General features: G+C 62.7%; 11 protein-coding genes and 1 pseudogene. 6 read left to right on the top strand and 6 right to left on the bottom strand.

The annotated features are described in order from the left end of the window. The first annotated feature begins 24 nt into the window (after nt 1-24). Nucleotides 25-537, top strand: coding sequence for a MarR family winged helix-turn-helix transcriptional regulator (locus tag HF680_RS12685; RefSeq protein WP_045809606.1), 513 nt, complete (start codon nt 25-27; stop codon nt 535-537). 86 nt (nt 538-623) lie between these two features. Here HF680_RS12685 and HF680_RS12680 read toward each other — a convergent pair whose 3' ends face one another. Next, entirely contained in the window at nt 624-2,399 is a 1,776-nt protein-coding gene (locus HF680_RS12680; protein ID WP_045809607.1) for an SLC13 family permease, read from the bottom strand. 64 nt (nt 2,400-2,463) lie between these two features. Between HF680_RS12680 and HF680_RS12675 the strand changes: the two genes are divergently transcribed. Continuing rightward, a complete protein-coding gene (locus tag HF680_RS12675; protein ID WP_045809608.1) occupies nt 2,464-2,745 on the top strand; it encodes an NrsF family protein in 282 nt (93 codons plus the stop codon). 1,416 nt (nt 2,746-4,161) lie between these two features. On the opposite strand, the pseudogene HF680_RS16060 reads toward HF680_RS12675, so the two are convergent. Then, nucleotides 4,162-4,521, bottom strand: a pseudogene (locus HF680_RS16060) (IS21 family transposase); the annotation flags it as partial. Nucleotides 4,522-4,658: 137 nt separating this feature from the next. Here HF680_RS16060 and HF680_RS12670 point away from each other — a divergent pair. After that, entirely contained in the window at nt 4,659-4,823 is a 165-nt protein-coding gene (locus tag HF680_RS12670; RefSeq protein WP_205196272.1) for a type 2 periplasmic-binding domain-containing protein, read from the top strand. A 217-nt stretch (nt 4,824-5,040) separates the two neighbouring features. Here HF680_RS12670 and HF680_RS12665 read toward each other — a convergent pair whose 3' ends face one another. From HF680_RS12665 to HF680_RS12655, 3 genes are read right to left on the bottom strand one after another with little or no spacing between them, the layout of a single operon-like run. Beyond that, nucleotides 5,041-6,414, bottom strand: coding sequence for a Dyp-type peroxidase (locus HF680_RS12665; protein ID WP_185225308.1), 1,374 nt, complete (start codon nt 6,412-6,414; stop codon nt 5,041-5,043). A gap of 3 nt (nt 6,415-6,417) precedes the next feature. Next, a complete protein-coding gene (locus HF680_RS12660) occupies nt 6,418-7,029 on the bottom strand; it encodes a hypothetical protein (protein ID WP_185225307.1) in 612 nt (203 codons plus the stop codon). 40 nt (nt 7,030-7,069) lie between these two features. After that, entirely contained in the window at nt 7,070-8,158 is a 1,089-nt protein-coding gene (locus HF680_RS12655) for a catalase family protein (protein WP_205196271.1), read from the bottom strand. A 155-nt stretch (nt 8,159-8,313) separates the two neighbouring features. Between HF680_RS12655 and HF680_RS12650 the strand changes: the two genes are divergently transcribed. Both HF680_RS12650 and HF680_RS12645 read left to right on the top strand, forming a co-directional pair. Then, entirely contained in the window at nt 8,314-8,937 is a 624-nt protein-coding gene (locus tag HF680_RS12650) for a TetR/AcrR family transcriptional regulator (RefSeq protein ID WP_185225306.1), read from the top strand. Between the two features lie 623 nt (nt 8,938-9,560). Next, entirely contained in the window at nt 9,561-11,219 is a 1,659-nt protein-coding gene (locus HF680_RS12645; RefSeq protein WP_205196270.1) for a type I restriction endonuclease subunit R, read from the top strand. A 602-nt stretch (nt 11,220-11,821) separates the two neighbouring features. Here HF680_RS12645 and HF680_RS12640 read toward each other — a convergent pair. Next, a complete protein-coding gene (locus HF680_RS12640; protein WP_185225305.1) occupies nt 11,822-12,148 on the bottom strand; it encodes a helix-turn-helix domain-containing protein in 327 nt (108 codons plus the stop codon). 64 nt (nt 12,149-12,212) lie between these two features. Between HF680_RS12640 and HF680_RS12635 the strand changes: the two genes are divergently transcribed. Continuing rightward, complete coding sequence (locus HF680_RS12635) at nt 12,213-12,815, top strand: hypothetical protein (protein WP_205196269.1); 603 nt, start codon at nt 12,213-12,215, stop codon at nt 12,813-12,815. Nucleotides 12,816-12,920: the final 105 nt, after the last annotated feature.

Genomic DNA, 12,920 nt, shown 5'->3' with positions numbered 1-12,920 from the left:
AGGACACGAAAGAGTTCAACCCGAATGGCCGATATTTCCCATGAGCCAGGCCCTGACGTGGCGGTTGACGCCACCGCATCCCTCGTCCGGTCGGTCCGACGCATCGCCCAGGCGATTGATGTTCGGTCTCGAGAAATTTCACGACTGACCGGGCTGACGCTGCCGCAACTCCTCGTGCTGCAATCCGTCCGCGCATTGGGTGAAGTCAGCACCAGCGCCATATCGCGGGACGTTTCCATGTCGGCGCCGACCGTCGTCGCCGTACTGGACAAGCTCGAAGCCAAGGGCATGGCCGCCCGCTATCGCTCGACCGTCGATCGCCGCGTCGTCCATGTGCGTTTGACTGACGCGGGGCGGCAGGCGTTGAATACGTCCCCGGGCCTGCTCGGCGACGGCTTCCTTGCCGCCTTGGCGGAACTTCCACACGGCGAGCGACTGGCAATGGCTCAAGCTATCGAACGCTTGGCCGTTTTGATGCAGCCGCGCGACACTTCGGCCTCTTCGAAGCCGCACCATGAGGCTGTCAGGCCCTCATAAGCGGCTCGGGATGTCGAGCCGGCGAACAGCCGGAAACGGTGATCCTGACCTGTCTGTTCCAACGCTATCTTCTGACCTCGAGCCAATCACAGAGGCCAAAACAGCAAGATGAGCGAGGGCCCCGTGACCAGAACGAGCGCGCTCAAAGGCGCGCCCAACCTGGGGTAATCAGAAAACTCATAGCCGCCAGGTCCCATAACCAGCGTGTTGCACTGGTGACCGATGGGCGTCAGGAAGTCGCACGCGGCGCCGACCGCGACCGCCATCAGGAACGGGTCTGGATTGTAGCCAAGCTGCTTGGCCAGCGTCGCTCCGATCGGGGCGACGATCAGAACGGTCGCCGCATTGTTCAGGAAGGGCGTAACCGCCATTGAGGCGAGCATGACGCCTGTAATCGCGACAACGCCCGGCAAACCTGTGAACACGTGGCGAAGCAGTCCCGCGATCAGGTCGGACCCTCCCGTGGATTGTATCGCGTCCGAGACGGGAATGAGGGCTGCGATCAGAACGAGCAGGGGTCCATCGAGGGCGGCGTAGGCCTCACGCATCTTCAAGCCGCCCAATGCGACGATGACGACGGCGGCGCCGAAGAAGGCGACGGCGACTGGAAGCAGGCCAAGGCCGACGAGCGTCATGGCGCACGCAAGAACAACGGCTGGCATGAAGCGCCTGCGCACGCTTCCGAGTTGAACCTGACGCTCCGCCAGGGGGAGTAAATCCAGCGCCCTCAGCGCGACCGGCAGCGCCTGTTCGGCGCCTTGAAGCAGGATGATATCGCCGGGGGCCAGTTTCGCCGTCCGCAGATGCTGGGTGAGTTGAAAGCCGCTTCGCGACACGCCCAACAGATTGATCCCGTGCTTGCCGTACAGATCCGAGCTTCGAACAGACTGCCCTTGCAGCGGCGAGTTTCGGCCGATGACCGCCTCCACGATCGCAATCTCCTCGGATGCGGTCGCTATGGGAACCGGGCGATCATCGCGGATGAGATTCATCTGAGCCCGACTGACGAAGCCCTCCAGCGCCTGCTGCTCGCCTTCGATCAGCAACGCGTCACCCGCCTTGACGACGACATTGCCTCTGGGACTCAGCCGCCGTTTCCCTGAACGGATCAGCGCCATGATCTTGACCTCGTCGTCGCCGAGGGCGGCAAGAGCGGACACGGTCATAGACCCCGGAGCCCAGCCTTCAGGCGCCCTGACTTCCGTGGCATAGGCGTTGGCGGCCAAGGCCGCGCTCATGGACGTTGCGCCCTGTCGATCGCGGGGCAACAGGCGATAGCCGAACGCCAAAAACGCCAAGGCGATCAGCGTGAGCGCCAGGCCCACGGGTGCGTAGTCAAACATGGCGAAGGGTTCGCCGACGATGCCCTGGCGCACTTCGGCGACGATGATGTTCGGGGCGGTCCCGACAAGGGTGACCATGCCGCCCGCCATGGCGCCGAAAGCCATCGGCATCAGGAGCCGGGAGGGAGACGACTTCGTCTGGCGCGCCACCTGAAGCGCCACCGGCATCATGATCGCCAAGGCTCCGACATTCTTCGTCGCCATGGAAAGCAACGTCACGGCACCGGTCAGAACCGGGACCTGGGAGCGCTCAGTCTTTAGCAGCGGCATCACCCGCCGCATCGCGAGCTCAATTACCCCCGATCGGGCGAAGGCGGACGAAACGATCAGCGCGCAGGCGATGATGACGGTGACGTCGTTTTTGAAACCGTCAAATGCAGCCTCGGCGGGGATGATGCCGATCGCCAATCCTGCAACCAATGCGACGACCGCGACCAGGTCGTAACGAAACCGACCCCAGATGAAGGCGCCGATTGTCAGCCCGACAAGGCCAACGGCCAGTCCCTGTTGAAACGTCACTCGCCTAGCGCCCTTGCATGATCAGCGTGCAGCGTAGGCTCAATGCTAGAAGGCAGCCAGCCCTCTGGATCATGGGTGCTGCGCCAGGGTCTGTCCGACGAACAACCTGTCGCTCGGCGCTGTGGCGGCGCCGTTCATCTTCTTCGCCGCGAGACGATTCGCTCCTGTGAAGCCCGCTTCCGCCGGCGCCGCCGCCGGTCTTCTGGCCGCAGGGCTGGCCGCCACCGTCTATGGCCTGCATTGCCCCGAGCATACGGCCGCCTTTGTGGCGGTCTGGTACACCTTGGGCATAAGCCTTGTCGCAGCCCTTGGCGCTGCTTTGGGTCGTTTCACCTTCCGCTGGTGAGTGTGTTTTGCGCGATACTGCCGTGAAGCGGTCTTGAGCCGTTTTTGAGCGGTCTCGACAGACAGATTTGGTAGGCCCGGAGGGATTGACCTTCCGGGCTAGATCAATCGGTTAGGCGGTCAAACCGGCTCACGGTCGGTCCCGTCACCATTGGGGGATGCAAGACAATGTCAAACCGTTCGGGGGTCATTTCGGCCCTAATGTCTGCCGTAGCTGACGGTGAAACTATGGCTACCGCCGGCATCCCCGGTGGATGGCGAGAACCTTGCTGAACGAAGCGAACGGAGGGCGGCTTGGCCGAAGCCCGCGCCAGCGGGTGACTCCGAAATCACATAACAGTTGGGGGGGCATTCGATCGACACCCTTCAACCTCTTACGCTTCGCCGTGAGGCGAAAGGACTCGCAGATCAGCGCCTTCTGCCGATGTTCCGATCAAGCCGCTCACCCTCCACAACCAATGTGGTGATGTGTGTGTGCAGACGTCGCCCAAATCTGCGTCCCCTGGGCCGATCACACAGCAGGAAAGGCTGCTCGTTAGACGAGTTGATGAAAGAGGTGGTGGACGCGACAGGGATTGATGCTGTGACTCCTACGATGTCAACGCCACGATTCTCAATTAAACCAGATAGATAGAGTTTTTTAGCTTGGCGAAAACCCAAGGAACTCAGGCAGCCTGCCCACGTTTCGCGGGCGTTTCATGGGCCTCGGATTGGAGTGAGCTATCGAGCGCATTGACGGCCATTATTCGACCCACAATGACAATGCGCCATGAGCGGTCATTGGCAGCATCTGAAGCCAAACAATATAGCCCATGCGGAATTGTCTGGGCAATTGATCGGGCGAGTCTGACCGACGCCATCTTTCAATCGGGCGTCCCTTGGACTCGACCGAACTGAGTTTTACGGCAACGAAAGGTCCTTGTTCGCTTGTAGCCAGCGCCGCCCACAATCAACGGTGGCCCTTTCAGATAGTCACGATAGAAGGCCTTGGGGAGAAGCTGCACCATGGCCAAGACAAAACCGACTCTCGCGTTCCAGGACACTGCTCCCTTCGACGCGAACCTGGCGATCTTCGCCGCCTATCTCGCTGGACTCGACGCCGATCTTGCCGAAGCGGCGACCCCTTTGCTCTCCGGCCCGTCGGAGACTGCGATGAAGCGCGAGGAGGTCCTAGACAACCTGATGGCAGCGCTGCTTGCAGCCGAAACCAAGGCGGCGTCGAAAGCTTCGAACCCACTTGCGGAAGACGCACCGCCCTCCACGTCAGCGGTCCAAGACGAACCACCCGCAGCGCCGCTGAAGCCTGTTCCCGCGCAGATAGGGCTGGTTTCTCGAACAGCTCGAAATCGAGGGATTTCGGGGCGTCAACAACGAAGGCGCGCCGCTCGTCCTGAAGTTCAAGCCGGATGCGGTCAGTCCCGCCATCGCCGGGCGCCGTCTTGGTCTCCTCGCGCCAGCGGGCCGCGTAACGACGGACCGAGTCATAGGAGCCGTCGTAGCCTTCCTGGACCAACAGGTCCCAGACCCGCGTCAGTCGCAAACGGTCCCGCCGGGGCCGCGCCTCGTTCTCCGTCAGAAGTTGCACAAGCCGATCACGCACCGGCCCGATCTTCGGAAACGGCTGCGTCGTCCGCTGATAGCTGAACGCGCCTTCCTCCGCCCGGATCGCCTTGCGCACGACCTTCCGCGACAGTCTCGAATCCCGACAGATCGCCTTGATCGGCTTGCCCGCCGCATACTCACGGCGAAGCCGCACCACTGTCTCCACCACCAACATCCCGATCTCGACCGCCCGGTTGTACCAAGCCGCCGTGCCTAAACCATCGGAATGAGGGGTCCCCTTTAGGCGCCTATCACCCCGCTAAGGGGGTCCTTCTTCCACGCCGCTGCACAATCCAGATCCCAGCCTATGACGTGAAACAGCATCTTGAGGCGGGAGAATTGGTCGAGGTGATGCCCGGCCATCGAGCCGAGCTGATGCCTATGACGTTACTCTATCCCCACCGCCAGCACCTTTCACACCGGCTGCAGGTATTTGCCGATTGGCTTGAGACGCTGCTGAAGGACAAGCTCTTATGAAGAGCAAAAGCCACCCGGGATCCGAAACGCCTGCGCTCAAGCGGTCCGGATGACCGAAGCGTCCTCGCCGATCATGCGTTAGAGGCAGTTTTTGCAGACGTCAGGATTACCGATCGGGCCAGACGCGACTGGTAAAGATCATGGTGAGGCCGAGCGCAGCGATCCTGATGAATTGCACGTTCATCTTCACAAAGGCCAACGACTGACCGGCGGGTTCCTAACCCCAGCTCCCGGCCGCCAGCCATTTGAGCGCGGACAGGCTTGGCATGAACAGATATTCGCCGCCCTTCATGACATTGAAAGTCTGCACACCGTCGATGCGCTTGCGCGCCGGCGCCTGCGGGATCGTGAACCGGCCATCATCCTCATGCAAGCCAACGATCGGATCGCGCTCTTCGCCAAGGTCGACGAAATTGCCTCGGTTGATCCACTCCTGCTGAATGAACTCGATCGTGTCGTAGGCACGCGCGCTGATGAAGATGAAGAACAGGCCGCGATCGCCGTTGGCATCGTCCTCAGGCCCCACATCCTCGGAATAAACCGGCCCGAAGGTCGAGGAACGGCGAATGATGCGGTGGATGTTGACGTCGGTGAGCAGCGTCAACTCGGAATCGCGGGGATTGAGCCGTCGCATATGGCAGCCGAGCGGCACGACGCGGCCTTTGGGATCGTCCTTGAAGGTGAAGTCGTTGTTGCGCTGCGGATCGGCGCCGAGGTCGGGATCGTCGTGATCGTGCGCCAGCGTCAAGGGTGCGCCGGAGCGCCAGCGCCCGAACATCTTGGCGGCAAGGCGCTCGCGTTCCTCCGGCGTGTCGCCATGTGCCTTGAGGAAGGCGTTGAAGCAACCGACCCGGCTGTTATACTTGCGCATTACGACGAAGGTGCCGTTCCTTCCGAGAACCGCAGGCTCGGGCATGCCGAGCGGCTGGCCGTTCTCGCTCTCATAGCCGAGGATGAATTCGCCGGCCTTGATCGGCCGCTCCTCGCCTGGCAGCGGATCAACGCCGCTGCCCTCCACTGCGGGCTGGGAGATCGAATCCCGGAAACCGAACGGGTTTTTCGCGCCGTCCGGCGCGCCGAAGCGATGCTCGCCGAGCAAGGTGACGCCGCTGCTCCGGTCGAGTTCGGTGCGCGCCGTCGCCAGCGCCTTGTCGAGCGCATCATCGTCGACCGCGTAGATGGTCAGCGCGAGATGGCAGTTGCCCGGCTTGAACGCGTCTTCCCAGTTTTCCGGCGCGTTGGGTCCGAAGTCGCGAAGCTGCTCCGCGCGTGCGGCCATGCCCTGCTGGAACGGGAGCGGAAAGGTCTTGAGCTGGGCGTCGGGAACGCCGAGCGCCTTCAGACCCTCGAAGCTGAGCGCAGCGCCGATCCAGAAATCGAGATCCTCGCTCCAATTTTCGGCCGAAGCGATATGCGGTGCCAGCCGGCCGAGAAGATTGCGGGCTCCCGCGGCCTCGTCGAAATGGAGCATGGCGTGAACGCCGACATAGGGTTCCGGCCGGCTTCTGAGGATCAGCGCCTGGATGTCCTGCAGGTCGAGCGTGACGCTACCCCGCGAGAAGTGTTCTTTTAGTTTCTGAAGGATCGCCATGGCTCAGCCCACCTTGTCCAGGAATTCGTTGACGGCATGTTCGAGCCGTTGGAGCCGGCGCACATCGACGACGGTGACCTGCGGATTGGCGACGAACCAGCCGGCGGCGGTGATCTGATGCTCGGCGATGAAGTCCTTGACCTCGGGGCTGGCGATGCCCGGCCAGCCCTCGACTGAGGCGAAGATCAGGTCCATCAGATCGGGGATCTTGGTGGCGAAGTCGTTGATATAGGTGTCCCAGTCGCCGTCATAGGCGGTGGCGAACAGGATGCGGGTGTCGTTGTCGAAGAACACGAACCGCATGTTGTGCAGCGTGCCGACCTTCTGCGCCCCGTCGAAATTGCCGTTCACCAGCCCGAATATGCGTTTCAGCCGATCCGCGCCGCCGGGCTTGAGGTTGGCGATGGCGGTGAGCTCGGAGACATTGCCGGACTGCGCGCCGACGCGACCGGCCGAGCCTGCTGTGCCCTTGAGGTCGGGATTATGCTTCGTCACCATCTGCTCGAGGGCGAGCTTGGCGAGCTGTGGCGCATCGCCAACCACTTCCTCGATGCGGCGGCGGATGGCCTGCAAGCGGGTATCATCGATCTGCGGGGTTTCTTCGGTCTCGGCCATGGCTGGCCTCCTTTCGTGATTGCGTGTGACGATCGGATCGTCAGTCCGGAATGACGTCGATGCTCGCCGGCTCGACGCGCGGTTGCGCGTTCATTTCGTGGCGGTAGCGGGTGGATCGTTCATAGGCGGCGATGCGCACGCGCATGATCGAGCCGAGTGGCTGATGATCGCGGATACCGTGCCAGGGATTGAACGACAGCACATCATCGCCGTAGACGCGCCGCGCCGGCGAATAGGCCTCCTGTGGCGGGATGCGCAGGGTCGCGATCGGCTGGTGCGGCGAAAGGTCTTCCGGCCAGAGCACGGCGGCGTCCTCGACCGGCATCCTGTCGAGATCGGCACAGAGCTGAGCACGGAGCTGATACTCTGCGCCTTGCTCGCGGAAATGTTCAACCACCAGATCGCGCATGGTGGAATCCTCAACCGCGCCGACATCCTTGCCGGTCAGTGCACGGACGTTGTCGGAGAACGGCGCGGCACTGATCTTGGCGATATGGTCGCCGAAGCGGATCGCCGCCATCGAATGATAGGTTTCGCCCAGCAGATGGTTATTGTCGCGAGCGAGCCCGCGCAGCGTGGCGCCGGGTTCGACGCCGACCGCTTCGACTGCCGCCTCCACGCCGCGCGCGACCCCAGCCATCGCTCGCTGGAGAAAGGCCGGGTTATCGGCATTCTTCTCCAGAAGGCTGATGAGCTGGCGATATTTACCGATCGTGCCGAAGCTCAAGGTCGGGATGTTGACGAGCAGGAAATCCTGGTTGTGGCCCTGGTCTTCGGGGAGAAGCCGCTCGCCATCGACACCGATCACCTTGATCGCCATGCCACGCGGCGCGGGAATGGTATCGGAGTGGATGTCGCCCGGCGCCGAAGAGAGGCGGATCACCACCGGATAGTTGGCGGGTCGGGCGAACAAGCCCTGGCTCAGATGCGAGGGCAGTTCGTGAACGATCAGTTCGCCCTTCAGGAACCCATGGCTTTTGGCATGGGCGTCGCGCACGGCGTGGCGATGCCGCTCGAAGGCCCGCCGGTTGGTGGTGGCCATGATTTCGAGGATCTCGGCGGTCAGCCGCTCTTCGTCCTCGCCGAGAACCTCCACGTCCGGGGAATAGTCAATGTAAGTTTGAGCCAAGAGCGCTCCTTCACAGTGAGATTTCGTTGCCCAGGAACGATTTCGGGACGAAATCGCCGTTGATTTCGGATATCAGTTGATATCTGGTTTCACTGAAAATGCGGAACCTCCGAAAAGGTTTCGCACGTCTCACCCGTTGGTTGGAGAATGAACCCATGCCGCTTACGCGCAAGGACACGCAGCGCCAGACGCGGGACCGGCTGATCGCGGCCGCGCATTCCTCGATTATCGAGGAGGGGGTCGCTGCGATGTCGATTCGCAACATCTGCAGCGCCGCAGGGCATTCGCAGGGCGCCTTCTACTCGAACTTCGCCAGCAAGGATGATCTGCTGGTCGAGATCCTGCAAAGCCATATCCAGGACGAGGTCACGCTGCTTCGCGACCTGGTCGCGCACTGCTCCGGCGACGATATCGAGGCGACGCTGCAGGTGCTGGCCGCGCGGCTCGCGAAGTTGGCCGACGAGGCACAATGGTCACTGCTCTCGATCGAATTGCAGCTCCACGCCCGGCGCGATCCGGCTTTCGCCGAGCGGCACCGGGAGGGCAAGGCGGCCTGCTATCGGATGTTCGGTGAGCTCGTCGCCGATCTGACGCAACGCTTCGCACTTCGTCCGACCTTGCCGCCGATGCAGACCGGTATCGGTCTTTACGCGCTCTGGATGGGACTGGCGGTGCAGGGCGATGTCGAAGGCGCCATGCCGCGCGCCGAGATGCTCGTCGGCTTCTTCCGCGCCATGGCAGGACTGGGTTCGTCGCATGAGGAGCAGGCGTATTCATGAGCGGGATCGTGTCAGATCGTCGACGCATCGGCTGCGATGAGCACGGATAGCTGCTGCATTCGCCCGAGGACCGCGCGGGAGCCCTCGCTTTCGGTCTGGGCGTCGCGCGCTCTCGCCCATCCCCGATTTCAACAAGACGTGGGACCTTGAGAAGCTTCAGGCGCTGCCCGACGCCCTGATCGCCTACCATGCCTCAAGGACGCGGAGACGGTCGAGGAACTGCTGCTGGGCACCTCCATGGGCGGACCCGGCCTGGTCGAGCACGACGGCGTCGTGTGGTTAGCCACTTTCGATCGATCCGACGACCGCTGGAACATGGCGCGCATGGAGCAGGCCACTTCCGCAACCATGCCGCCATCGCACCTCCGGACTGGCTCCAGTCACCGGCCTGTGAGCTCTCTCCCACCCCGTCAGTCAGCGAAGACCGACGCGACCTGGCCATGGCCTGCGGCGACCAGGGCCGCTTCGCCAATGCCGCGAACCTGCTCAGCGAAAGCGGGCGGTTCCTGCTGCCCCTGATTAGGCCGCCGCCGTGGTGGACGAGGTGGAGCAGGTGGTGACGAGCGAATGGTCAGCGATCGCGCACGAAACGGGGGTCAGCGAGCCGGCTGGCGCGCATCGATTTGGACGAGGACGAGAAGCCAAAGATCGATGCCGAGATCGAGGCGCTGGTCGAGGACGAAACCCTGACCGAGGCCGAAAAGGCCAAGGCCAAATGGTCCACCATCGAGGCGTTGGTCGGCTCACGCGTCCGCCTGAAGCAGATCGCCGCCGACCTCGTGCAACACCTGGAGGCGCGCACCGAGGCGATGGCGGGCAAGGCGATGGCCGTGTGCATGAGCCGGCGCATCTGTGTCGATCTGTATGACGAGATCATCGCCCTGAGGCCGACCTGGCACTCGGACAGCGATGCCGAAGGCGCGATCAAGATCGTCATAACCGGGGCGGCCTCCGATCCGATAGGCTGGCAGAAGCACATCGGAAGCAAGAAGCGCCGCGACGATCTCGCGAAGCGTGCGCGCGATCCGAACGACCCCCTGAAGCTGGTCCTCGTCCGGGACATGTGGCTCACCGGCTTCGACGCCCCCTGCATGACGACGATGTATATCGACAAGCCGATGCGTGGACACGGCCTGATGCAGGCCATCGCGCGGGTGAACCGGGTGTTCCGCGACAAGCCCGGCGGCCTTGTGGTGGACTACATCGGCATCGCCCAGAACCTGAAGGCGGCGCTGGGCCAATACACCCAATCGGATCGGGACAAGACCGGGATCGACGAGGATGCGGCCGTCGCCGCGCTTCTGGAGCGATATGAGATCATCCGCGAAATCTTCCATGGCTTCGACTACCATTCTGGCATTTCGGCGTCCCCGCAAGAGCGTCTGAAGTGCCTCGCTGGCGCCTATGACTGGGCCCTGAAGTGGGGTGAGGCGGAAGCCGCCAAGGCTAAGACGCCGGAGGACAAGAAGCGCGCCCATCGGCGCTTTCAGGATCTCGTGTTGGAGTTGGGCAAGGCCTACGCCCTGGCGGCGGCGAGCGACCCCGCGCGCGAAATCAAGGACGAGATCGGCTTCTTCCAGGCGATCCGCGCCTGCATGGTCAAGAGCACGACGACCGGCAAACTGAGCGCGGCGGACAAACAGCTTGCGGTCCAGCAGTTGATCGACCGCGCTGTCGCGTCCGCCGAGATCGTCGACATCCTCCAGGCGGCCGGAATGCAGTCGCCCGACATCTCCATCCTGTCGGACGAGTTCCTGCTGGAAGTGGCGGGGATGGAGAAGAAGAACCTGGCTCTGGAGGCGCTCAAGAAGCTGTTGGCCGGCGAAATTAAGGGCCACGAACGGACCAACGTTGTCGAGAGCCGAGCCTTCTCGCAGCGGCTTGAGGACGCCGTGGCCCGCTATCACGCCGGAGCGATCTCGGCGCTGGAGATGATCCAGGAGTTGATCGGCCTAGCCAAGGACCTCAAAGCCGCTCACGCACGCGGCGAGGACAGTGGCCTGTCGCCAGAGGAACTGGCCTTCTACGACGCCCTTGCCGAACACGAGCGGGCGGTCGAGGTGCTGGGGAGTGAGCAACTCCGGATCATCGCGGCGCGCCTCGTCACCGATCTGCGCAGCAACGTCACCGTCGATTGGCACCACCGCGAGAGCGCGCGGGCCAATATGCGCCGGTTGGTGAAACGCATCCTTCGCGAGTTCGGCTACCCGCCGGACCTGTCGGACCTAGCGGTTCAGACGGTGCTGGCGCAGGCGGAAACCCTCCTGCGAGAAGCGGCTTGAACGCCCCCCCAAACTGCTCGGCAACCCCCGACCAAGGGGCATTGTAATCCCTCCAGCCTCGCCGCCGGCGAACCTGCGGTCCATGCGCGCGCGGAGGGGCCGGCTGGGGGTGAACCTCCCAGCCCCAGCCGGCCCCTCATGAGGCGATTAGAGTCATCGTTGGTGGCTAACGTGACTCACACCGATCGACGCCCAAAAATCCTCAGCAACTACAATGGCTTCGGCAATCGTGACTCCGTTTCAGCCCCAACGACCGACCCAAAATCCAGTATTATGTTGCAGCGCACAACGGCAATCATGACTCCAAAATCGCCCTGATCTGGAAAAATCCTCAACGATTTCAATACCCGCCCGAAACCGCCCGTCCGGCAATCATGACTCCAGCGATTTTGCGCTGACGCTGTAAATCTCGCCACAATGCGTATCATTCCGGCACACCTGTCCTGTGTCCATGGATTGCGGACAGCGCGCCGCCCTGTCATGACAGCCGGGCAATCATGACTCGACAAAACAGGCGGTGAGTCATCGTTCACACCTATCGTGACTCCAGAATCCAGGCTGCGAACGGGTTTGAGCGCCATGGATGGGTATCGTGACTCCTTTTAGGGGGGCGCGGTTCGGACCTTCCGACCCGCCCGCCTACGCGCCAAGGCAGGCTGCTCGGGCGACGCTAACCGCACGCCGGAGCCCATGTCGTCCTGGGCTGGGATGAAGATGACGCCCAGGGCTTGAAGCGTTGCCACCATCAGCTTGGCGTTCGCTGCGTTGACCGGCGCAGGTCCATTGTCGCTCTCGGCCCGTTTGATCGTGTTCGGCGCCAGTCCGGTGCGCTCCGCCAGGTCCAGGACGGACATGTTCACCAGTCCGCGCGCGGCTCGGAGTTGCGCTCCGGTCGGGTGGCTATCCGGCTTGATACGGAGCGTGCTCATGATTCAATTTGACTCTTAAGACCAAGTTTGAGCTTGTGGACTCATTCTGATGAAGGAGTCTTACATGTCCATTTACGATCCTCCCAACGCCATCTGCATCATCCATGGCGATCGGCTTCAGCGGTCGACCTGCACTTCGTGCAACGCGGCCTATATGCGCACCTACTTGAAGGCCCAGCGTCGTTTGCGGCCGGCCGTCGCGCTCCATAGCCGCGCACGTCAACGCGCCGCCCGTCGTGGTCTTCCCTTCAATTTGACTGTCAGCGACGTCATCGTCCCCACGGTCTGCCCGGCATTGGGCGTGCCGATCGTCATCGGCGAGAGCCGCTCGCCCTTTTCGCCGTCCCTGGACCGCATCCGTCCTAACCTTGGCTATGTTCGTGGAAATACGCGGGTGATCTCCGATAAGGCGAACCGCCTGAAGGGCGCGCTCGATGTCGAAGGTCTGATCCAACGCGCCGTCGCCTCTGTCGCAGAACGGCGCAAGGACTACGCTCGCCTGGCTGAATATCTCGATCGGGAACTCCTGCTGGCCGAGGTGCGGGCCAAGGCTGAAATGCCCGGACGTACAGGGGAGGAATGGTCCAAGGTCGCGGGGTTCTTGGATAAGGCCTTCCAAAAGGCGGATTGGCCTCGCCAGGGGCCTTTGGCGGGAACCGAGAGTTAGTTGGGACGGATTGACGTGCCCCTGAGAATTTCCTCCACGCGGAGCTAGAGTCCGGCCCTTGAAAGGACGGACGGAATGAAACGAGCGAGATTCACGGAAGAGCAG

Origin of the sequence: Brevundimonas huaxiensis (genome assembly GCF_014218725.1) — a bacterium.
Lineage (GTDB): Bacteria > Pseudomonadota > Alphaproteobacteria > Caulobacterales > Caulobacteraceae > Brevundimonas > Brevundimonas huaxiensis.
This window is presented reverse-complemented; position numbering and strand designations above follow the sequence as displayed.